The sequence below is a fragment of the Streptomyces sp. NBC_01669 genome (assembly GCF_026339735.1).
In the GTDB taxonomy this organism is placed as follows: domain Bacteria; phylum Actinomycetota; class Actinomycetes; order Streptomycetales; family Streptomycetaceae; genus Streptomyces; species Streptomyces yanii.
Genome location: NZ_JAPEQG010000003.1, coordinates 394,118 through 417,411 on the forward strand (window position 1 = coordinate 394,118; position 23,294 = coordinate 417,411).

Consider the following 23,294-nt stretch of genomic DNA (forward strand, 5'->3'; position numbering starts at 1 on the left):
ACGAAGTCTTCCAGGCTCGCCCTGCGGCCGATCCTCCGCCCTGGGTAGATACGCCCCTGGGCGGAGGATCGAGTCAAATCAAACGACTACTGACGAGGGCCGCCTCCGAAAGGCCACCAGATACCGGGTGTCCAACCACTCGGCCACCACTCACCAGGACCATCACCGAGAAGCTTGCCGTTCTTGGATCCGTTGCACGGCTGGCAGGCTCCAGTGAGGTTCCCCGGGGTATTGATCTCGTCTGATCGACCTGCCTTGTCGAGCGACCAACCACCTTCGTAGTGGTAGTTCCTCACGGGGAATACGTGGTCGGCCTGCTCCGACGGCGCGTTTCCGCAGTAGACACACGTCGGATTGTCGTTGAGAGCCTTCCGACGATCCGCCGCCTTCATGTTCTTGTACTGACCTTTTCGGTCATACTTCGTCGCTGGGCCTTCCACGCGGTCACGCTGTGACCACGTGGAACGGTTTCCATTGAGTTCGATCTTGCATTCGGTGGCGTCATCGGCACTCTGATTGTGAACGAGAACCGACGAGCCTCCCGCCAGCACGAAGAACGTGTGCTGGCCCTCAACGGTGAGGTTGTGAACCCGCTGAGGCCGGTCACTCCTGTCGACGGCGGTGATCTGGACCCAGGTGCCGGCTGAGGTCTGGAGCCACATGCCGGGCTCGAGCTCGCCCGCATTGACCCACGTGCCGAAGTCCGGCAGCCAGAACGGGTGCCCATCAGTGGCGGTGATGGTGCTGGGCTTGGCCTTGCCACTCTTGCCGTCGGCATCGACGGTAAGGGTGACCAGGTGCTTCACCCCGTCACCGACGATGGTGTTGGTGATCTGGCGGGCTTGGAGGTCGCCGGTCTCCGGGTCGGAGGCCAGGACGTACTCGCCCTCCTTCAGGTCCTCGATGTTCTTCGTGGACCCGTCGGCCATTAGCACCTTGGTGCCGGGGACGAAACTGTTCTTCTTCTTGCAGGCGCCACCCTTCTTGCTCTTGGGTGCGCGGTGTTTCCCGGTGCCCTTGCTGACGGTCTGCTTGGCCTTGTCGACGCCCGCCTTGGCCTTGCCTGCGACCTTCTTACCGCCGGACTTTGCAGCACTCTTGACCGCGTCGACGGCCTTGGCGCCCTTCTTGGCCCACTTCGCCGCCGTGACCGCGTTGCCCGCACCCGGGATGGCCGCGGCCATGGACATCGCACCGTCGACGTAGTTGCCCTCGGCCATGTACCAGATGCCGTTGGCGACGTCTGCGGCCTCGCCGATGACCGGGACCATGCCCGCCACGTCGAGGGCTGCGTGGCCGACGTCGGAGAGGGAGATGTCGATGCCGAAGAGGTGGCCGTCCAGCTCCACAAAGGAGATGGGATTGCCGCCGGCGAAGGCGTAGCGGTTGCCGGTGTACGGGTCGGTGGCCAGGGACATGTCGTCCAGGGCGCCGCCGTACATGTCCCTTGTCAGGAACCGGTTCAGACCCGGGCTGTAGTTGCGGAAGCCCATGTCGTAGGTGCCGGAGCCGTCGTCGTACCGCTGCGCGTTGTAGCGGTAGTCGTTGTACTGCTCCTTGTCCGGATTCTGTGCGTCGGGCTTGTCCGCGCCGGTGAACTGCGCGTCGTCGTCCGAGCCGTAGGCCGTGTAACCGTAGGTGGCCCGGGTGTTGCCGTCCTCCTTCGTGACCGCCTCCACATCACCCTTGGGGTGGTAGAGGTACTGCGAGTACTCGTGGGGACCGGTGTCCTTGTGCTTGATCTGGGTCAGCTTCTGACCCCACGGCGAGTACTGGTAGGACTTGGTCGCCTTGCCGGCGACCTCCTCCCGCAGCACCTTGGACTCCATGCCCAGGTAGGTGAAGGCCGTGGTCTTCCCCGACGTGCCGGACGTGGTCTCCGACGCCGTGCGGTCGAACGCGTCATACACGTACGACGTCGACTTCGCCGCAGCCCCGGTGCCCGCCGTGTGCTTGGCGATCCGGTCGAAACCGTCGTACGAGTACTTCTCCTGCACCGACCCGTTCGACGAGACGGTGTCCAGACGGCCCAGCGGGTCGTAGTTGTACGTCGAGGCGACACCGCCCGCGGACGTCTTCAGCAGACGGTTGCGGTCGTACGTCGACGTCGACGTGACCCCGCCCGACTTCTGCTCGACGATGTTGGAGTTGCCGTCGTAGACGTACTCCTCCGTGCCCGCACCATGACCGGTCTTGGTGACCTTGGCGATACGGTCCTGCGGGTCGTAGTCGAACGTCGAGACGGTGTCCAGGTAGTCCGCCGTGTTGTCGGCGTTCATCAGCTTCGCCGTGTCCTTGGAGCGGTTCCCGTTCGGGTCGTACTCCAGGTCGTGCGAAGCGACGACCGTGCCGCCGCTCTTCTTCTCCACCTGCGACTTGACCGCACCGTTGAGCCAGTACGCGTAGTCGACGGTGTTCCCGTTCGGCTTCGTCTGCTTCAGCGGCTGACCGCGGTCGGTGTAGGTGAGAGTGGTGATCTGCTGGTTGCCCGCGGTCGGCGTGTCCGCGTTCGTGATCTTGTTGATCATGTCGCGGACGTCGTACTCAGCCTTCGACCACGTCACATCGTGCGTGGTCTCCAGCGGGTTGCCGTTGGCGTCGTAGGTCAGCGAGGTCGTGTTCTTGACCGTGCTGCCCAGCTTCTCCTCGACCTTCGACAGCTGATTCAGCTCGTCGTAGGCCATCGCGTACGCGTCCGCCTTCGCGCCCGGCGAGAGGTCCTTGACCTCCGACAGCAGCCCGTTGGCGTCGTACTTGTAGGTGAAGTCCTTCTTCTCGTTGTCACTTTCGCCCGTGTTGGCACGGACGAGCTTGATGCCGTCGGCGACGACCGTGCCGTTGGCCGCGTCGGTCAGGGTGACCTTCTGGGTGCCCGACTCGGTGAAGGAGTAGGAGCCCAGCGAGACCCACGTGCCCGAGCCCGTGGACTGGTTGACGGTCCGGGTGGTCTCCCCGGTCGAGTGGGTGATCTTGAACGGTGCGTCCGTGGCCGCGCCGGTCACATCACCGTGCCGGGCGAAGACCTCGTACGTACCGTCCTGCGGGATGTTCAGCTGCCAGGTGAAGGATTCGGTGCCGGTGCCCTTGGCGTTCGTACGGACGTCGTAGCCCCACTGGCCCATGGCCTGGGAGGCGTCCCACGAACCCTGAGTGGCCGTGTTGTGGATGTCCGTCGAGTCGACGACCACGACCTGCTTGCCGACCGGAACACCGTCATCCGAGCGGGCCTTCTGGTTGCCGGACGGGTAGAAGTCCCATGCCATCGTCCGCTGCGACGAGCCACCGGCCGAGGTCAGCGTGTTCCTGGTCTGCTGACCCAGCGTGTTGTAGTCGTACGCCGTGGTGATGTCGAAGGGGTCCGTGGCCGACTTGGTCCAGCCGTTGTCGTAGTAGTCGTACTTGGTCGTGTTGCGGACCGTCTGGCCCTGCGACGGCGGGGCCGAGACCTCGGCCAGTTGGCCGACCGAGTCGTACGAGTAGATCGTCCGGTCCGGGCTGCCGTAGTTGGCGTCGCCCTGCTTGAACGGGGACAGCGTCTCCTTGACCCGGTTCAGCTCGTCGTACACGGTCTCCGAGGTGTAGTCGGTGGCATCCGACGTCGTCTCGACACCTCGCGGGCTGATCTCCTTCGTCTGGTTGCCGACCTCGTCGTACTCGAGCCGGGTCGTCCGGTGCGTGATGACGCCCGAGCCGTCCTTCGAGTACGGGACCTTGACCTCCTTGGTCAGGCCACGCCGGTCGAAGCTGGTCTCGGAGGTGTTGCCCTCGGCGTCCGTCGCCTTGTCGGTGCGGCTGTCGAGGTCGTAGTGGACTTCTGTGAACTTGCCCGCGGCGTCCGTCGTCTTCACGACCCGGTTGTCCAGGTCGTAGTCGTACTTCGTGGTGAAGTCGGACGTGTCGGGGGTGGCGTTCTTCTTCGGGTCGACGACCGTGATGACGTTGCCGACACTGTCGTAGGTGCTGGAGACCTTGTCGCCCCGCGCGTTGACCACCGAGACGGGCTGATAGATCTCGTCCAAGGTGTACGAGGTGGTGTAGTCGCCGACCGTCGGCGTCAGGTTGCCCTTCGGCTCGGTGACCGTCTTGACGTTGCCGACCTTGTCGTACGTGGTCGTCGTCTTGCGCTCGGGGTCGGTCGCCTCGTCCTTCGGGGCGAGGGAGTCGGTGACCTGGTCCGCCGCGTCGTACACGGAGGAGGTCTCGGCGCCGTTCGGTCCGAACGCCTTCAGCGTGTTGTTGTTGGCGTCGTAGACCGGTGCCGGCGTGGTGATGTAGACACCGCCGGCCTGGTCCTTGGGCTGCTTCTGCTCCTGCGGGCGGCCGAAGTAGTCGTAGTCCTGAGTGACCTTGGCGCCCTTGGCGTTGACGACCTCCTTGGTGTTGCCGCGCTCGTCGTAGACGAAGGTCGTGGGGTTGTTCAGTGCGTCCTTGATCGTCGCCGGGTACCCGTGCGGGCCGTAGTCCGCGTAGGTGGTGGTGTGGCCGTTGGCGTCGGTGTCCGTCAGCGGCTGGCCGTAGGCGTCGTACGCGGTGGTCGACTGGTAGTCGCCCGCCGTCGCCGAGGCGACACCCTCCGGGTCCGTGACCGAGGTCTGGTTACCGAAGGAGTCGTAGCCGAACTCCCAGACGTTGCCCAGCGGGCTGGTCTTCCGCCACAGGTCGGCGGAGTAGCCGTCGAGGCGGGTCTGGTACTCGAGCTTGGTCGCGCCGGCCGGGTACTTGGCCGGGTCGCAGTAGTCGGTCGGGTTGAACGACGACCACGACTTGGTGGTCTCCGGGTCCCACTGGCGCAGCGGGTAGCCGGTCTTGGAGTCGTAGCAGGACGCGGCCTTGGCCCCGTTCGCCGCCTCCATGTAGGTGACGTTGTTGTCCGCGTCCCAGGACATCTTGGTGGTCTGGGACTTGGCGTCGGTGATCTGGACCGGACGGAAGAAATCGTCCGTCACATAGTCCGTGGCGTGGCTCTCGGCGTCCGTCACCTTGGTGTCGGTGAACTTGGTGTTCGCCGTGTTCGCCTTGTACGCGAAGCCGGTGGTGAAGGCCAGACGGTCGGTGATCGTCTTGGTCCACCAGTGGTACTTCGGGTCGTCGCCGGTCTGCGGGGCGTAGTACGCGAACTGCGTGTTGTTGCCGCGCGGGTCGGTGGCCTTGACCAGCTTGACGTTCTTGTTCCCCTGCGTGGCGTCGTAGGTGAACTTGAACACCTTGGGCTGGGAGGACGCCTCGCCGTCCCCGATCTGCCCGAGCAGGCCCTTGTCGGTGTAGTAGAAGGAGATCTTCCGGCCCGAGATGTCCGTCATGGACTTCACGTGGTCGTAGATCTTGGAATTGGTCAGGCTGGTGCCGGAGACCTTGACGCCCGAGTCGTTGATGTACTCGTAGGTGGCGTCACCCTTGCCGTAGTAGTCGATCGTGAGCGACTTGCGGCCGGCCGGGTCGGTGACGTACTTGAGGAACTTGGTCGGCTTGTTGTTGGACTTGCGCTCCTCGTACGTGTACGTCTGCGTGTTGCCGTCGTTGTCGACGGCAGACGTCATGTAGCCGTCGCAGCCGAACACGAACCGTGTCCCGTCAGGACGGGTCAGTGTCCAGGCGTCCGGGACCGGATCCTTGGTGGGCTTGCAGTCCAGGCCGGCCTTCATCGTCAGCTTGTAGTGGACACCGGCCGGTGCCTTCCACACGCTGTTGGTGGCGTCCCAGCGGAAGGTGTGCGTGGTGCCGTCACCGTCCGGGAGCCTGACCTCGGTCGGGTTCGGGTTCGGGTGGAAGTCCAGCGGCGCGCCCAGGCGCGTCGGGCCGGAAATCTGCGCCGACCAGCCGTGGCCGAGCACCGTGTCCGACGTGTCGAGGCTGTTGTAGGCGACGCGGGCGAAGGTGTTGAGCCCGCGGCCCGGGTTGTTGATGGCGTTGTATTGCCAGACGCTGTTGCCCGAGGCCAGGTTGTTCATGACCGTCGAGCCGGCGCCGGTGTTCTTGCCCGTGTAGGAGTAGAACTTTTCGAGGCCCAGCGTGTTGGAGGTGGGGTCTTCGACCGTGACGTTCTGCTTCAGCGACGGGATGCCGCCCGTCCCGGCGGACAGCCAGGTGCCGTCGGCGACCTTCTTGACGTCCCAGCCCAGCACGTAGTTCAGGCGCTTGTTGCCCTCATCGGAGTTGATGGGGGTCTTGACCTGCGCCTGGATGGTGGCCGACTTTCCCGGCAGCAGCGCCGGGATCGCGGTGGACAGCTGGTTGCCGCCGGTCGTCACGTCCGTGCCGTCAGGCAGCTTCCAGGTGTAGGACAGCACCCGCTCACCGGCCGCCCACGCCGAAGCGGTGGTGTTGGTGACCGTGAACTCGACGGTGTACTGCGAGTTCGGGGTCATCCGGGCCGGGGTGGTCGGCGCGTAGTACGTGTCCTCGGTGGTCGAGTCGACGTAGATGACCTGCATGTACGGCCGCAGCTGGGGGTCGGCTGCCTCGCCGGACAGGAAGAGGGTGCGTTCCTGGGGTCCGGTGGTGGTCTCGTCCTTCAGCCTGACCGCGACACCCTTGTTGGAGGTGGGGGTCTTGACCCAGGACTGCATGAGTGCGGTGGCGTCCCACCAGTGGCGGCCGACGTCGCTGACGGTGGCGACGGTGTCGGACACGGTGGCCGACATGTCACCGCCGGCCGTGGTCCATGCGGTGGTGGCGTTGGCGTTGTTCCAGGTGGCGGTGGTCTCGTCGAAGTCCTTGGTCAGGGAGTGGAGTTCGTAGATCGCACCGTTGGTGCCGGTGGTGGTCTCCGCGCCCCACATGTACATCTTGTTCTCCAGCACGGTGGCGGTGGAGGGGATGCCGGTGGTGGGGAACTTCAGGGCGGCGCGGGTCTTGCCGTAGGTGGTGGAGTTGTTGCCGACGCTGAGCCAGGTCTGCCCGATGCCGAAGGACTGGATCTTGTCCTGGTTGACGGTCGGCTGCTGGGAGGACAGCGTGGTGTCGGTGACACCTCCCTGACCGCCCTGGATGATCTTCATGGTGCGGCCGGCCTTCGGGATGCCGACCGTTCTGGTCGGTGAGCCGAGGAGCTGGCCGTCCTTGGTCTTGACCGCGAGCTGGTAGTAGTACGACTTCCCGATCTCGGCCGAGCTGGTGTCCGGGGTCGGTACAGCGGTGGTGTCCGTGTAGGTGGTCGCGGCCTTGTCGACCGGTGCGACCAGGGTGGCCGCGGACGGGGTGAAGACTTGCTGCGTGGAGCGGTGCAGCTGGTACTCGACGATGTCCAGGTTCGTGTCGCCGGTTGCGTTGGTGTACTTCGGCCACGACAGCTCGGGACCGGTGGAGTGCACCACCGTCGGCGAGTTCAGCGTGGTGCCGACCTTGCCGTACGTCACCGTGAGCTTCGGGATGGTCGAGGTCTCACCGCCGTAGACGCTGCCGTCACCGGCCTCGTAGCGCGGACCGCCGGTCGGCGTCGCCGCCAGCGTGTCGTCCTTGGCCTGCAGCACGAAGCCGTGGTTCGTCGCGGTGCCCGACACCCACTTCTGGACGGTGTCGGTGACCGGGAAGTTGTGCCACTGGTTGTACTCACCGGTGTTCTTCACGATCTGGCTGGGGTTGACTAGACGGACCGAGTCGGCGAGCGTCCGCGTCGTCGACGAACCGGTGTCACCGAGGACGATCTTGCCGGTGTTGCCCTTGGCGAAGTCGTACTGGGTGGTGTCCAGAGTCTTCCACGTACCGACGGTGCCGGTCTGGTTGACCGTGTAGTTCTTCGTGCCGCCGTTGTACGTCACTGTGTACGGGGCCGCGGTCGCCGCATCCGAAGCCGCCGGGTAATGCACATCCACCCGGTAGGTCCCGGTCTCGGCCACCTGGGGCTGCCAGGTGTACGACTCACCGGTCGCGGTGTTCTTGTTGTACGCGAAGTCGTCGTTGGTCGCGGCGCCACCGGTCGTGGTGCCCTTGGACCACTCACCGACCGCGGCTGTGCCGGTGTCACCGTCGTCGATCGAAACGGTGGTGCCGGACAGCTCGCCCACCAGCGCCGACGTGTTGGACCACGTCGCCGTGGTCTCGTCCCAGGCACCGGTCGCCCGGTGCGCCTCGATCGTGACATCGTTGGCGTTCGTCGTGTGCGACTGGTCGAAGTACATGTTCAGCCGCGCGTAGTCGACCTTGACCCCCGACGGGATCTCCGTCAGCGGGAACTTCACCAGCGACCGTGCGATGCCCGTGTCGGTCTTGCCCGCCGAGAGCTTCCAGGTGTTGTTGAAGTTCACCGCGGGCTGGTCCGACAGCACCATGGTGTCCTGCGAAGCCGCCGGCGACGGCGCGATTGTGATCGTCGGGTCGATCACCACCGGGTACTGACGGCCCTTGGCAGCAAGCCACTTCGCGTCCGGCGTGACCGTCAGCTTCCAGCCCTTGCCGTCCCGGCTCAGCTTCTGACGGACCTTCGTCGAGTACGTGCCACCGGTCGGCGACAGTGCATCCTTCTTGGCATCGGTCATGTACGGCGCCGGAATCACCAGCACCGGAGTGTTCGGCAGCTCACCGAACAGCGCGACCGACCCGTCCTTGCGGGACTTCGGGACCAGTCCCTCGGTGTCCAGCGTGAACGTGTACGACACCGGCCCCGGCGGCGCGGCGTCCAGAACAATGTTCTCCTTGACCTGCCCCCGGCCCACCACATACTGCAGATCAGCACCGGCAGCCGCGTCCTTGTACGTGACGGTGTCGCCCTTGGCGTGCGGCGTCAGCCCGCCCTTCGCACCCTCCAGGCCCAAGGTGACCGAACGGCCGTCCGGAGCCTTGAAACGCACCAGCTTCTTCGCGTCCGAACCGAACCACGTACGCCCGGTGTTGGCCGTGTTCGCGAAGTCGAAACCCTTGTCCTCCGTGGCACGCACCGAGGTGTCGATCGGCTTCCACGACTTCCCGGACCGGTACGACAGAGGAACCGCCGACAGCTCGGCCTCCACCCGCCCGTCCGACAACTGCCAGAACCGCGCCTGCGACGTACGCCGCCCCGTCAGCTCCTTCACCCGCTCCGGCTTCGGAAGCTTCTTGCCCTTGGGAAGCTTCTGACGGCTGGGTATCTCCAACGTGCCGCCGACAGGCGCCTTGGACTCTTCGTGATCACCGTCGGAGAACCACCCGGCGATGGTGTCCACGACACCCTTGTCGTCATCCTTGGCCGACGACACCGGGGCCGCATGCGCAATCTGTGGCAGTAACGTACCTGCCACCGCCGACACAATCAGACAGGAGAGATATCTCCTGTACGGAACTTTCACCTCAATACCTTTCGGTATCGACGCCCCCGTCCCGCCGTACGCGCAATGGGCACGCCGAATGAGCCGGAACAGAGGTTTCCACCCGGCTTGGAGCTGTGCGAAGTGACCGCGAGATACGGGAAAGTCATCAGCTCACGGGCATCGCAGCGTGATTTCTAATCAGTTTGTTGATGCCTCGTCAACCCCAGAGACATACCTGGACAATCGCCCGGTCGAATGGGGCGCGTTTCGCCCGCTTCTTCCGCTCGCTTCCATCGGACGGACGGAATGGTGTATAACCGCTCGGTCCCACGTCAACGTCGGTCAATTTCACCGAAAGCCTGGCTCCCCCATGTCGTCCAATTGGCCCTCGGAATGCACCGCTCCGGAGAATGAGGACGATGGGGGTGTGAGGAACGAGACCGCGAGCAATAAGAAGTCACCGGACCGGCGTGGCCTGTTGGTCGCGGCAGACGCGCTCGGGCTCGCCATGGGTGTTGACCAGACTCGCCATGAACGGGATGGGGTGTACCCAAGGATGATCCGAAACCAGAAAGCACAGGCAAGCTCACCGGCCGCCACGTCAGTCTCGTCACCGACGCACCGGACCCCGTCAACCCGGACGGCCCGATCCTCGATCGGTTCAACGGCGAGAGGACCGAGAAGTCCCTGCGGGTAGTGATCAACTCGGTTGTCTTCCGTTCCTCGGGGCAGAACCTCACCACGCCCGGCACGTACTGACCTCATCCACATCCAGCCCACCCGGGAGCAGCGTCGGGCGTTTGCCCGGTGGGCGGTTGCCCAGACACCCAAGCTGCGCACCGTGGGCACGAACACGTTCGCTGTCCCAGCCGCACTGTTCCCTGAGGCGCCCGAGGGCATCCTGATCGGCTCCCTCGTCGACGGCCACCGGTACGTCTCCCCCGAGGAGGACGCGGCCCAGGGGCGGCCCGAGCCCGGCGCAGCCCACGACCAGGAGCACGAGGGCACCGGCCCGGTACTCCTGGAGCAGGAGGCTGCCCCTGGTGAGCCTCTGCCGCCCCTGCCCGAGGCCGTGCACGCCCCGGACAGCGTTCCCCTGCCGGACCCGTCCGAGGGCAGCGACCCAAGCGACCCGGCCGCCGAGGTACCCGAAGGCGTCTTCCCGTGCGGCTCGTGCGACCGCGAGTTCACCAGCGAGCGCGGACGGGATACCCACCGCCGACAGAAGCACGTGGAGGACTGACCTGTGCCCGTCGAACCGCTTCCGTGTGCAGCGCCCGAGCCCGAGCCTCCGATGCCCTCGTGCTGCTCCCCGGGCATCGCCTCCACCGGCCTGTGTCTTGCGGACGGCACACCGATCGCGGTCCTTGCCGTCACCGCCTGCGTCGACTGCGGCACCGCGGCCGCCGCTCCGGAACAGACCGGCTGGCTCAACCTCCTCACGGGCACGTTCACTGCCGGGCCGCCGCCCGTCGGCACGGAGGCGTGCGCCGGGCAGCCCGCCCAGTTCGAGGTAGGGCAGTGGTGCGACCTCGACGCCGAGGGTGAGGCCATCGCCCCCGTCCTCGTCGAGTACGAGTACGACGACCAGGGCCAGTTGATCGGCGTCCGCACGCTCACCCCGGCCGGCCAGCCGTACACCGTGACCGGGACGCTCGGGATCTGCCCCGGCCCCGTCGACGACGTCGAATACCTCGTCCTCTGCGACACTCAGGTGGACGGCACGGTCGTCGAGTTCCTGCGGGCCATCGTCCCGAACGGCGACGACACGAGCACGGCGCGGGACACGACGCTCGACGGCTCCACCGGGTACACGCCGACGGGCACGGCCGGTGTCTGCGCTGCGAAAAGGACTTCCACGCCACACCTTGCCCGGTCTGCGGGAGCTACCGCATCGACGGCTCCTATGGCATCTCCGGCATCCGCTTCACGACGCTCCCCGAGACCGTCACGTGCAACGACTGCCGGAGTGAGATCCCGGCACGCGACCCCGGCCCCGAAGGACCGTCCGAGCCTTAACCGAAGCCCTGCAGTACCGGATCGGGCTCGGCCGCCGCGCCACAGACGCTGCACGGGTCTGCGCCGCGTCCAGCGCCCGGCCAGGCACAGGACCGGCGCGCCCGCCCCGCGCCGCGGCAACGTTTTGGAGGCCCTCGCGCGGGCGGAAGCTGGGTCAGGGCGGGGGGAGGGGCAGGACTCCATGGATGACCAGATGCCGACCGTAGGGGGTGGGCATGGGCTGCATCTGGACGCCGGTGCGCAGCGGCTTCACCGAGAACCGGAAGCCCTTGATCGGGCCGTGGCAGATGAGCCCCGCTGGTGTGGGGATGCCGATGCCGTCGGGGGAGAGCGTGAAGCCGAGCCCGGCGTAGAAGTCCGTCAGCTCCGGTTCGTGCGTGACGTACAGGACGGCCGCGCCCAGCTTCCCGGCCGGGTGCGAGCCTGCCGCCTTCTCCGCTTCGGCGACCAGGGCACGCGCGACATCCTTGCCGCGCCACTGGTCGACCACCGCGAGAGAGTCCAGGCAGGCGACCAGACCGGCAATGATGTGCACGTTGGGCGATCCCATGAGCATGGGGTGGGTGAAAGCCCACGTCGCCGGCAGTGTGAGCATGCCGCCGACCAGCGCGCCGGACGACGTTTCCTCCACCACCCGCGCGTGCGTGAGCCTCTCCGGATCGAGGCTCTGATCGATCACGGAGGGAAGCGCCCGCCAGGATCCGTCGGGGTTGTCCGGGTCGGCCAGCCGGATCACAGGCGCCAGCGGGGCCGCGTCGGATTGGGTCGCGTCCCGGATCACGATGCCGTCCGGCAGGGCCGGAACGCTCACGGGGATGACGGCCCCCGGCTGCACTCCGGCCCTCTGGGCGGCGGCAGCGTATGCGAAGTTGTATTTCGGTGTCACTGGTTTCTGCAGTGGTGACACCGGTAGCGGTGGTGGTTGGTGTGGGGTGTTGAGCTGGGTTTTCCCTGTCCGGCGGGGTGGGGCGGTGACAGTGGGGTGCGGTTTTTGCGGTGACGGCTGATGGTGTTTCCGCAGGTCGGTGAGTGTCGTCCGGGTGCAGCTTCCTATGTCGCAGGTCCTGCCGGCGGCCTGGCTGGTAGCGGATGTCGGGTGGTGGTGTCAGGGGAATGCGGATTGTGGTGACACCTCGGTGCGTTCTGCTGCTTTCTTCTGGAGGAGTGGTTGTCGGTGGCGGAGCCGGAGGTGGGGGAGGGGGTGGTGTCGTGTCTGGGGATGCTGCGGACATCGGCGGGAAGTCGGCTGGGCCGGTGGTCCCGGTGGGGTTGGCTCGCAGGCAGGCGGTGGACCGGTTGCTGGCGTTGGACGCGACAGGTGCGCTGACGACCTCGCATGTCCGGCTGGTCGCCGACGGCGCGGGGGTGTCGCTGCGGACGGTGTGGCGGTGGCTGGCTGCGGCCCGGGCCGAGGGCCGTGTGGATGCGCTGCCGCGGGGGCGTTTCACGGTCACTGCCGAGGTGCATGCGCGGTTGGTGCTGTGGTGCGGGAACGCGGCGGCGGTGCACCGGGAGCTGCAGGCCGAGGCGGAGGGGACGGGGGAGGGGGTGCCGTCGTTGGCGACGTTGCAGCGGGCAGTCCGCCGGGACCTGAGCCCTGGACAGCGTGCCGCGCTGGCCGGTGGGGAGCGGGCGCGGCGGCGGCACGATGTGCATCTGCGGCGGCCGCGGCAGTGGCGCAATGCCTGCTGGGAGGGTGATCACAAGCATGTGCCAGTTCAGGTGGACCTGGACGGGGAGCTGGTGTTCCCGTGGGTGACGTGGTTCATCGACTGTGCGACGAACGCGGTCACCGGGGCGGCGGTCACACCGCATCAGCCGTCCAGGGATGCGATTTTGGCGGCGTTGCGGATCGCGTTGTCCCGCGATGAGCCGGGTGGACCCTACGGGCCGGTTGGTGGTCTGCCGTCCTTGGTGCGGATCGACCGGGGCCAGGACTTTCTCTCGCGTACGGTGGGCGCGGCGCTGGGCACCTTCGCCATTCCCGTGCACTCGGTGGAGGCCTACGCGCCGCATCTGAAGGGCACGGTGGAGAACCTCAACCGGTGCGCGCAGCGGATGCTGTTCGCCTCCCTGCCCCGATACACCCACGAGCCGGCCGCCACCGTGCGTCCTGCGGATCGGTCCAAGGACACCACGCCGCCGCTGGCGTTCATCGCGTTCGTGGAGATCTTGCTGGAGTGGGTGTCGTGGTGGAATGCCGAGCACACCTCTGCGGAGCTCGGCGGCCTGACTCCGCTGGCCGCGTGGCAGGCTGATGCGACCCCGATCCAGGATGCCGACCCTGGCCTGCTGTGGGCGTTCACCTTGGAAGGCGGCGGGCGGGCCCGCGCGCTGACCTCGAGCGGGGTGCGCTGGCGAGGTCGCTACTACATCGGCGAGTGGATGCAGGGCCTGGCAGATGCGGGTCTGCGAGTCACGGTGCGCTACCTGCCGCACCACGACCACGAAATCGAAGTGTTCGACGCGGGCACCGACGCGTATCTGGGCCCCGCCCACCTTGCAGACGAGGCCACCGCCGAGCAGCGAGCCGCCCTGCGCCGCAGCCGCACAGCGGAAAAACGCCGCCTGGCCCGGGCACTGGCGGCAGCCGACCGCAAGCGCCGCGAACGCTACGCCGCGGTCACCACCGCCGTGCAGCCCCAGCGCCTGGGAGCGGTAACCGAGACCGAGGCCCGCGACGAGCTCGCCTCCTCGGCCCAGGCGGATCTGTCACGGCTGGCATTGCCGGACCTGATCCCGCCGGCTGCTCCACCGCCCGAGTGGCGCACCCCGCCGTCCCTCGCCGCCCGCACCCGCCACGCTCTTCCACCAAACCCGCCCTCCAGGCATAGCCCGCCCGGCCCGGACACCGCCGCCGACACCACCAGCGAGGGAGAACCTCGGTGACCGCCCCGTCCTACCAGTACGTCGGCCTGCCTGACGCGCAGGTGGTGACGACCCGGGCGCTGTTGACGGCGCGGGAGAACATCATGGACACGGTCGCTGCGCGGGCGATGATGTGTATCCATGGCGGTGCGGGGTTCGGTAAGACTCTCGCCGTCAATACCTGTCTGCGCGAACTCGAGGGCTCCCGGGGTGAGGAGGTCTGCAGGGTCACCTTCCGTGCCCGTCCTACCGCCCGTGCGGTTCGCTACGAACTTTTCGACGCTCTCAACCTGGCCGGCGAGCCGCCCCGGCACCCCAGTGAGTTCGATCGCCTCCTGAAAACAGCCCTGGCCGAGCGGCCCCGTACTTTCCTCGTGGACGAGGCGCAGTGGCTGAACGGGGAGGCGTGTGGATGACTGGGTTATTCGTGAGGTGGGGGTTGCTTTTCTGTAGCTGTCTCGTTGATGGATTCGGTGGCACAGGGGTTGTTCAGGTGCCGCCTTAACCAAGAGTCATTGCTGGTTGGTGGTGGAGTGTGGCGGGGAAGCCGTTTCTTCGGCTGGTCGAGGGTGGGCTCTGCGGCCCTGCTCCCGAGGCCGGGCAGGTACCCGATGTGTGGGCGTTCCAGACCCGCTGCGTGCAGGCATTCGCCTCGACATGGACAGCGAGAGGCTTCGCTCCCGCCACGATCGGCTGCTACAGGTCGCTGCTGGAACGGGTGCTGGACCACTATGACCGGCCGGTGTGGCAGATCGAGCCGGCCGACGTGGACGCGATGCTCCACTCCCTGGTGGTGGCGGGGCGGGCGGCGGGGACCAGACGCCAGTACCTGCAGATGCTCCGCGCGTTCCACACCTTCGTCCAGGCCCGCTACGCCACCGAGATCCGCACCCTGTACGGCACCCCGGTGGCCAACCCGCTGGACCGGTTCAACCGGCTGCGCCATGTCTTCGACGACACCCCGCGCACCCTGCCGCCCACAGCCGAGCGCCTCACCGCGTTCTTCGCCTTCGCCCGCCAGCGCCTGACCACTACGTCCGACTACCCGGCCGCGGCAGGGGACTACGCACTGCTGCGCACCCTCTACCACTCCGCTCCCAGAGTGAGCGAAGCCATTCGCTTCGACCAATGCGACGTCCATCCCGCACTCGGCCCGACAGGCAAGCTCCACGTCCGATTCGGCAAGGCGGCCAACACCTCGGGACCTCGCTCGAGATGGGCACCCATGCTCGACGGACTGGACCAGATCCTCGCCTGGTACCTGGGAGACGTACGCCCCTTCTTCCCCGACACCGCCCCGCTGTTCTGCGACGCCCACGGCCAGCCGCTGAAGCCGGACACCGTACGCGACCGCCTCTCCCACCTCCTGGACCTGGAAGGCCGCCCCGCAGACGACCGGTTCACCCCGCACGATCTGCGCCGGGCCTGCGCGACCCACCACTACGAGAAGGGCATGGACCTGCTCACCGTCCAGCAGCTCCTCGGTCACTGGCACATCGCCTCGACGATGGCCTACGTGCGGCCCTCGCTCACCTTCGTCGAAGACGCCTGGCGCCGCGCCACGTCGACCGCCGTCACTAGCCTGGCCGGCTGATCCCAGGGCAGGACACCCATGACCACACCACCCCCTCTGCACGCCGTCGAGCCCGTGACCCCGCCACCGCAGGTGGAGTGGAGACTTCGGATGACCGCGGCACAGCGCGGTATCTGGACCGGCACCGAACTGCGCCGCCTGCTCGCCGAGCGGGCCGGCCTCGAGCTGTCTGCGGCATCGGTGTCCGCCCTGTTCACCAAACAGCCCTCCCAGGTGAAGTTCTCCACCCTGGCCGCCCTGTGCGCCGCCCTGGACTGCACCCCAGGCGACCTGCTTACCGTCGGCGAGCCCGCCATACCCCCACCACCTACACCACGCACCACCCCACCACCTCGACAGCAGCCCGTGCCCAGCCACCGATCCCTGCCACCGCTGTGACCGCACCCCGCCCCGCACACCCCGCGACGGACCCGCCCACGACCACCCGTGCCACACCCTCTCGTGTCAAAGACAACTGCCCGGCCTGCCACCGACTGCGCTGGCTGCACCCCGACACCGGCCGCTGCCCCTGGTGCTCACGCACCTGCACCCTCTGCGGCGCACCACGGCGCTCCGCCCAGGACCTGTGCGCGGCATGCCGACGCCGATCCGCAGGACAACGAGCTCGGGGCCCCTGCCAGCACTGCGGACGCCGACGTGCCCTCGACGCGGCGACCCAGCACTGCCGAGCCTGTACCGACCCCGCTGCCGCCCCGCCCCCGGCCCACTGCGAGCAATGCGGAACCAGCGGCCAGTGGGCCAAAGGCCTCTGCAAGCGCTGCTACGAGCATTCACCCCACACCGTCCTGACCCGCGCGGCCGGCTGGGCCAAGCGCATGCCTGCCCCGCCCTCCTGGTGGAGCGGCCTCGCCGCACACCTCGCAGCGCACCGACACCCGATCTACGCGGCCGACCTCATCGCCACCACCGCGCGCCTGCTCCTCCACGCCGAGTCCTGCGACCCCCGCAGCCTCCTCGCCCGCGCCAAAAGCGATGCCCCCGAACTCGTCGGAGCGCTCACCGACTTCTTCCGCACCCACGGCCACCTCGACCCGCCCCCACGCCTCGCCGACAGACGAGCAACAACGCGCCGATCCCGCCGCATCGAGTCCACACCCGCCCCTCTGCGCTCCCAGACCGAGAAGTTCGCCGCCTTCCTCCTGCTCCAGCGCGAGCAAGCCGAACACCTGGGGCTACGGCCCAACCAGCTGAAAACCATCGAGATCCGACTCGCAGCCGTCCGCGACCTGGCCCTCCACCTCCACACCGAGGGCCACACGAACTGGGCCAGTGTCACCACCGCCCACCTGGAATCCTTCCTGGCCCTCAACCCGGCCCTCCGCGCATCCCGACTTGCTGGACTGCGTCAGTTCTTCGCGTACGCCCACCACGCCAAAGTCATCCTCCACAACCCGACCGACCCCATAACCGCCGTACAGCACAGGGGGTTTCACGGCCCCACCCTCACTCTGACCCAACAGCGCACCCTGTACCAGCGGTGGACCACCCACCACGACATCCACCCGCACGAGGCATTCATCGGCCTCGCCGCCCTGCTCCACGCAGCAACCATCACCGAGCTGCGCCGGTTCACTGACACCGGGATCAACCCCCATCACCACAGCGTCCACTTCCCCGGCAGATCCCTGGCCATCCCGCTCGACGACGCGACCTGGACCGCACTCCAACGCTGCCAAGAACACCGACACCAACTCGGCTCGGACAACCCCCACCTGCTCGTCACCCGGCTCACCCGCACCCACCACGGCCCCGCCGGCGCCGCTCACATCCGCGACACCCTCGCCCCTACCGGCCTCCGGCCCCGCATCCTGCGCTCTACTCGCCTGCTCACCCTCGCCGATGAACTCGACGCCAAGATCCTCACCACCTCACTGGGGATGTCCTATGCAGGAGTCGCCCACTACCGGCCCAGCCCGAACCTCACCAAGCCAATGTGACGGTCCGAGCCCGGCGAACTGCTTGAGCTGCTCCTCGCAATGTCTATGTCCACCCAGGCATGGTGCCTTAGCGGTCTCTGGATCACCCCACGCCGTAGAGGGCTGCCCCCCGGCACACGGCAGGCAACCCTCCGCCGGAACTCATGCCCAGTCCACGCCCAGCTCCCGCAGTGCGTCCCGCTGCTCCTGGGCAAGCTTGTCCCGCCTCGATTTGGTGTTCGAGACCCATACGCCCAGCTTGACGACCACCGGCTCCGTCTCGCCGTCGACGACGATCTCCTCACCGTGGCCGCGCGGCACCGGCCGCTGCCCCTCCCGCTCCACCCACTGCGCGAGGGCCGCCAGACCGCGCTGGAACGCCTGCTGTGCCTTGCCCGAAGCCTTCGCCGCACGCCCAGCCGCCGGGTCCGAAGACGGCGCCTCAGCGGGCTGCACGCCCAGCTTCGACAGCCGCTCCTGCTGCTCCGGGGAGAGATGCGCCCAGGTACCCGGCTGCTTCTGCCGCTGAAGCCACTTGCCCAGGTCGTCACCGTCGAACAGCACCCCGGGTTCGATGGCCGGCAGGACGCCGTCGGCGTCGACCAGGTCCGCGAGGACGCGGTAGTGCCGCTGCCAGTCCAGCGGCCACGGGCAGTTCCAGTCTTCATCGACCGCGGCCAGCTGCTTCGCGCGCTCCGCCGCCCGCTCCGCGTCCTTGCCCAGGCCGCCCTTCCGGCGCAGGTTGGCCATGTGCTGCCCGACCGGCACCATCGCCTCGCCCTCGCCCCACACCGCGTCCTGACGCGGCGCGAGGTGCCCCGTGGCCCGCCGGTAGGACCGGAGCGCGGCGAGCTTGTTCTCCCATGCCTCTTCGCCCGGCTCCCAGACCATCCCGGCCTCGGGCGCGTCCAGCAGGGTCTTGCGCCGTTCCTCCAGCTCCCCGGCCCGCAGGGCCTTTCGCTGCTGGTGCACCCATCGCCCAAGCGGAAAATCCTTCGTCACCCCTACTTCGGCCTCTACGTCGTAGGGCACGGCGTAGAGGCCGGTGATCTCGTTCTCTGCCCGCCACCGGAGCAGGGCCTGGTAGCCCTCCAGCCACACCAGCGACTCGGGCCGGTAGACCCGGGTGCGCAGGAAGGCCGCGATGGTCGCCGCGTCCCTCGGAGAGGAGAAGTGGAGCAGCGCCGCTTCGGCGGCGGCCTGCGTGTCGTCCTGCTCCTGGTCCTCGCCGTCGCCTTCGCCGCCGGTCCCGACGATCCGCCCTTCCTCGTCGCGCCGGACGTGGACCTTGCGCTGCCCGCTGGTGAGGGCGCGGGAGGCGAGCTGCTCGACCAGGCGTTCATCATGACTGCGAAGTCCTTGGAGGACCGCTACAAGGGGGCGGAAGCTGGCGGAGGCGACCATGTCGGTCGGGTCCTCGCCGGGCTCCAGGAAGACCGGCACGATGATCCTGGCGACCTTGGTGGAGCCGTCGCGGTTGAGCCGCAGGGCCCGGCCGATGTTCTGGACGATCTCGACCTGGGAGCCGCGGGTGTCGGCGAAGCAGACGGCCTCCACGCCCCGTTCGCCGGTGATGTCGATGCCTTCCCCGAGTACGCGAACGCTCGCGAGGAAGGCCCGGTGTACGCGTCGGCTGTTGGCGTCGATGCCGTTGGCGAACTGCCGCAGAACCTCCCGCCGCTCGCTGACGAGGTGGTCGCCGCACAGCCACGCCGACCACACCCGGTCCGGCGGGACGTGGCGGCCGGCCTCCAGCTCGTAGAACTCCGCGTCGATCGACGACTTCGGCAGCCGGTCCGCCTGCGCCAGATCCTCGTCGGACGCCTCGGTGACGTACAGCTCCGCGGCCGTCTCCGGCAGCTTCTCCGCGAACGCGGCGGCTTCCTCCACCTTCTGGTGGAACGTCATCACGGTGCGCAGGTTGTGCGCGGCGGCGTGCTCCAAGAGCGCGGTCTGCAGGAGGGCAAGGCGGCGGCCCCGCAGCGCCTCCTCCGACAGCCCGAGGACGGGCGAGGGGTCGCGGATCTCCAGCACGTCGATCTCGAAGCCCGCCAAGATCGATTTTTCGATCGCTTCGCTCAGCCCGAGTTCGGCCAGCCACTTGCCGTAGGTCTCGGAGTCCTGGCCCATCGACGCGAGCTCCAGCTCCTGGCCGTCCGCGCCCTTCTGCGGCCGCGGAGAGGCCAGGATGCGCGGGGTCGCGGTCAGGTACAGCCGGAAGTCCGCCGGGATCCGCTGATTGTCATGGATCGCCGCCCACGGCCGCCCAAGATCACCAGCGGTGCCGTGGGCTTCGTCCGTTTTACTGAGCGAGGTCGTGTGAGAAGTGTTGTTGAGCTGGCATTTCACGTGCCGTACATGTTCACGAGGTTGGGGACGTGGGGACGCCTATTCGCCCTGACTCTCATGCCGTACCTGTGTAAGGCGGTGAGCCCGCTGTTCCGTAAGGGCCCTCAGTGTGAAGGTGCGGCGGTGAGAAGGACGGTGGCGGATCGCATGCCGTCGGACGCACGCGAAGGGCGGGCCGTCCAGGGGGAGCGTGGAAGAGCAGTGAGACCAGCATCGCTGGGCGTCTGCGGCACGGCGAGACGGTCGAGGAGTTCGTTGGCGGTCTCGTGCCCGTCCACGAGGCTGCGCAGGGCCTCGGGGGTGAGATAGCGGTAGCTCTGTGGGGGGTGGAAGGCGCCGGAGCGGCGCAGATGGGCGAGGGGCACTTTGGTCCCCAGTGGGCGGGGGGTGTCTAGGAGGAGGGCGGAGGCCTGGACGGCGCCGTCCATGTAGGCGGTGTACTCGGCGCGGCTGATGCCACAGGCTGCGCGGTGCCGTCGCCATACCTGGGCGGGTGTGGCGGTATCCACGCCGGTGAGGCGGGCCGTTCCCGTCAGGGCCATGACGGGGGAGGTGGCGTAGATGATCACGGGGGTTCCGGGCGGGACGGCGACACGCTGCCGCCGCAGTTCGACTGTCTTCTCACCGTTGAGGATGGCCGTGGCGAACCGCGGGTGGAGCGAGAGCAGCAGGGCTCGTTGGGGGGCGTTCACCGCGGCTGGTGGCCTTCCTCGTACAGGGAGTGGAACAGGTCGGGCGAGATCTTGAGGACCGACTGTACGTTGATGCGCTGTCCGTAACGAGCGCCGAGCTGCACAAGTCGCTTGTAGGTAACGGCATATGGGAAGAGGCTGGTGTCGGAGAACCGCAGTGCCATTGCCTGCCCGTGCGCGTCGCAGGATTCCATGATGTCGCTGCGCCGGTATACGCCGAGGTGTTTGAACTGCCGGTACAGCTGATTGCCGCTGTCGCTCACGCACTGATCCAGCCGGGAGCAGCCGATCACGGCGGACAGGCTGTGCGTCTTGTCGGTGCTGGCGTACCAGAGGATGCGGGCGGGCGCTGTCTCGCCCCGGGAGCGCGGGGAACGGTAGTAGACGTGTTCGCGGCTGAGTCCCAACCGGTCGTCGCGGGACAGAATGCCCGCGGGAATCCCGAACAACTCATAAGCCCATTTGGGGCGGATGGGGACGAGGAAGGTGGGCAGCTCCGCGTCGGCGATCTTTACTGGCCACCAGGCGTGCTCGATTGCCGAGGCTGCCGCCGCGGGCAGGGGCGCCTGCAGGCGTGGCAGATCAAGACCGAGACGTGGAGCGAGTGCGGCGGCATGGGCGTCGATCGCGGCGGTATCGGCGATCCGGTCGAGTACCAGGGCGGTGAGTCCGGTACCGGTCTGTTGGAAGGCGTCTTCCTGCGCCGCTGCGCGAAGGGTGCGCTGTGGGTGGGGGTCGGTCAGCCGGAGTATCTCCACACCTGCGGTGCGGCAGCGCTGGCGCAGCAGGAACAGCAGCTGCCGTGCGAGGGTTGCGCCCAGAGGATGCTGTTCGTCCACGCGCAGCAGCGGCACGTGCAGTTCGTCGCCGTGGATGCCGTGGCAGTAGGTGGCCAGCAGCCGGCCGTTCCCGTCGACGATCTGCTGCCGGTTCCACTGGTCTGGCCGGGCCGCGAAGTCCCGCAGTCGCGCTTTGAACGCGTTCTGCTTCTCGCCGCCGGGCTTGTTGAGGAACACCAGCTGTTCCTGTTCTTGCCCGGCGGGGACGGCGGTGGTGGTCAGGGAGGTGCCGAGAACGCTGCCTGGCTGATACACCTGTGCCCGCCTCAGTTCGTCGATGGCCACCACGCTGTCGGCAGGCCGCAGGATGCGCACACCGCAAATCTTCTCGGTGACGGGGCTCAGTTCCAGCAGCCCAGCATCGCGGGTTACCAGGTGTCGAACGCCTGCCGCGCGAGCCTGCACGACGTATGCAAGGTCGCCGAGGTCGTTGTCGGCGCGTGGCAGGTGCAGGCCCAAATCCTCCCAGGCCGCCTCGATCAGGGCCCGCACCCACTGGTCGTGATTGGCCTCTTCGAGTACGGGCCGCCAGTACAGGGACAGAGCATTGAGCTGGGTCCTGCGCTCGGCGGCATGGTCGATGGCGTGGATCTCATCGACCAGCTGGGGCAGGACGACCAGCTCCAGCAGGCCGGTCAGCCATTCCGCGGACAACGCTTTTGTTTCGTCCGAACCAGTGCGCTGGTAGGAGCTGTGGAGGTCGGCGAAGACGTTGCAGTCCATGGCTGCGGTGACCAGGGCGGTGGGTTCCAGATCGGTGAACAGGTCGGGGTGGCCGTGGCTGCGCCACCACACCACGAGCGGTTCGCGCGTTCCGCCGCGGCCGTCTACTTCCGTGCGCGGCTCGAAGCCCAGCCGGGTCCACATCTTCTCCAGGCCGTAGTCCTTGCGGCACTTGAGCAGGATGCCGAGCCGGTCGGCATGCCGGCTGGAGATGGCGTTCACCAGCAGCTGGTTCACTCCCTGGCCGCGGTATTCGTTCTCGACGCACAGGTGTGCCAGGCGGACCCGGTCGGCGGGTAGCCCGTACAGGGCGTAGCCGACCAACCGGGTGCCCTCGGTCGCGGCGAGGAGCGTGCCGGTCTCGGCGGCCTGGTGGAAGGCCGCACGCGGCAGGAAGCCCAGCGTCTTGCGGTTGCGGTTACCTAAGCTGATGACTGCCGTCAGCAGGGCCCCGTCCCCCGCGCCCACAGTTGTGACCCGCACAGCGGCACCCCCCGGTCCACCTCTGACGATCCGTTATGCACAGAGTGTTGTCGCCTTGGTCATCTTTGTCAGCGGTACCGCCGAAATCCCCGCTGCAGGCGACCCACTGGACAGGAAGACGGGGGGTTTGGGGGCGGCAGCCGCACAGGCGGCTGCCGCCCCCAAACCCCCGGTCGAGGCAGGGCTGGGGTCAGCTGATGATGGTGTGGAAGAACAGCACGCCCGCGCCGAAACCGGCGCCGGCGGCAAGGGCGGCGGCGGGCAGCGAGCGCTGGTTGAGGTAGGTCAGCACGCCCGCACCGATGCCGGTGAGGACGCCGAGCAGCAGCACGATGGTGCTGCGCAGGCCGAGCAGCGGCTGGCTGCTGGGCTGCTGGGTGTTCGGGGTCACTGTGAACTCCGTTTCATTCCAAGAGGTTTCGCCCCTTTGCGAGGGCCTAGTCGTGAATGCTCTAGCCCCTGGCCACGCTTCTCCCCTCGCCCTGCGCACCGTGACGTGAGTCACATAATTTTCCTTCGGGTTTGGCGAGGGGAGAGGGGTGGCTGGTGCCTATGACATCCGCGACAGGCTGGAATCGGGGCCCACGGGG

13 protein-coding genes are annotated in these 23,294 nt (G+C 67.5%); 6 read left to right on the top strand and 7 right to left on the bottom strand.

Annotated features, from left to right (window positions below; translation table 11 throughout):
- Positions 1-86 precede the first annotated feature (86 nt).
- Positions 87-9,170 carry a DNRLRE domain-containing protein gene (locus tag OG972_RS48845; protein WP_323136008.1) on the bottom strand — a complete coding sequence of 3,028 codons (9,084 nt, stop codon included), beginning with the start codon at positions 9,168-9,170 and terminating at the stop codon, positions 87-89.
- 892 nt (positions 9,171-10,062) lie between these two features.
- On the opposite strand from OG972_RS48845, the gene OG972_RS48850 reads away from it, so the two are divergent.
- Complete coding sequence (locus tag OG972_RS48850) at positions 10,063-10,464, top strand: hypothetical protein (protein WP_266993633.1); 402 nt, start codon at positions 10,063-10,065, stop codon at positions 10,462-10,464.
- Between the two features lie 467 nt (positions 10,465-10,931).
- On the opposite strand, the gene OG972_RS48855 is transcribed toward OG972_RS48850, so the two are convergent.
- Both OG972_RS48855 and OG972_RS48860 read right to left on the bottom strand, forming a co-directional pair.
- Positions 10,932-11,081: a hypothetical protein gene (locus OG972_RS48855; RefSeq protein ID WP_266993635.1), complete on the bottom strand. Its 150-nt coding sequence runs from the start codon at positions 11,079-11,081 to the stop codon at positions 10,932-10,934.
- 313 nt (positions 11,082-11,394) lie between these two features.
- Positions 11,395-12,051: a GNAT family N-acetyltransferase gene (locus tag OG972_RS48860; protein WP_266993637.1), complete on the bottom strand. Its 657-nt coding sequence runs from the start codon at positions 12,049-12,051 to the stop codon at positions 11,395-11,397.
- Between the two features lie 398 nt (positions 12,052-12,449).
- Between OG972_RS48860 and OG972_RS48865 the strand changes: the two genes are divergently transcribed.
- From OG972_RS48865 to OG972_RS48885, 5 genes are all read left to right on the top strand, one after another.
- On the top strand, positions 12,450-14,129 hold the full coding sequence (locus tag OG972_RS48865) for a Mu transposase C-terminal domain-containing protein (RefSeq protein WP_266993639.1): 1,680 nt from the start codon (positions 12,450-12,452) through the stop codon (positions 14,127-14,129).
- The gene (locus tag OG972_RS48870) at positions 14,126-14,524 is read left to right on the top strand and encodes an ATP-binding protein (protein WP_266993640.1); all 399 of its coding nucleotides are present in this window, start codon (positions 14,126-14,128) and stop codon (positions 14,522-14,524) included. The genes OG972_RS48865 and OG972_RS48870 overlap by 4 nt, the downstream gene beginning before the upstream one ends.
- 119 nt (positions 14,525-14,643) lie before the next feature.
- Positions 14,644-15,702, top strand: a complete 1,059-nt coding sequence (locus tag OG972_RS48875; protein WP_266993641.1) for a tyrosine-type recombinase/integrase — start codon at positions 14,644-14,646, stop codon at positions 15,700-15,702.
- A gap of 90 nt (positions 15,703-15,792) precedes the next feature.
- A complete protein-coding gene (locus OG972_RS48880; RefSeq protein ID WP_266993642.1) occupies positions 15,793-16,080 on the top strand; it encodes a helix-turn-helix transcriptional regulator in 288 nt (95 codons plus the stop codon).
- Positions 16,081-16,517: 437 nt separating this feature from the next.
- On the top strand, positions 16,518-17,639 hold the full coding sequence (locus tag OG972_RS48885; protein WP_266993644.1) for a hypothetical protein: 1,122 nt from the start codon (positions 16,518-16,520) through the stop codon (positions 17,637-17,639).
- Positions 17,640-17,780: 141 nt separating this feature from the next.
- Here OG972_RS48885 and OG972_RS48890 read toward each other — a convergent pair whose 3' ends face one another.
- The 4 genes from OG972_RS48890 to OG972_RS48905 form a co-directional block, all read right to left on the bottom strand.
- Positions 17,781-19,967 carry a helicase associated domain-containing protein gene (locus tag OG972_RS48890; protein ID WP_266993646.1) on the bottom strand — a complete coding sequence of 729 codons (2,187 nt, stop codon included), beginning with the start codon at positions 19,965-19,967 and terminating at the stop codon, positions 17,781-17,783.
- Between the two features lie 104 nt (positions 19,968-20,071).
- Positions 20,072-20,659, bottom strand: coding sequence for an ASCH domain-containing protein (locus tag OG972_RS48895; RefSeq protein ID WP_266993648.1), 588 nt, complete (start codon positions 20,657-20,659; stop codon positions 20,072-20,074).
- Positions 20,656-22,704, bottom strand: coding sequence for a GNAT family N-acetyltransferase (locus OG972_RS48900; protein ID WP_266993650.1), 2,049 nt, complete (start codon positions 22,702-22,704; stop codon positions 20,656-20,658). Before OG972_RS48900 ends, OG972_RS48895 begins: the two co-directional genes overlap by 4 nt.
- 190 nt (positions 22,705-22,894) lie before the next feature.
- On the bottom strand, positions 22,895-23,095 hold the full coding sequence (locus tag OG972_RS48905) for a hypothetical protein (protein WP_266993652.1): 201 nt from the start codon (positions 23,093-23,095) through the stop codon (positions 22,895-22,897).
- Positions 23,096-23,294 lie beyond the last annotated feature (199 nt).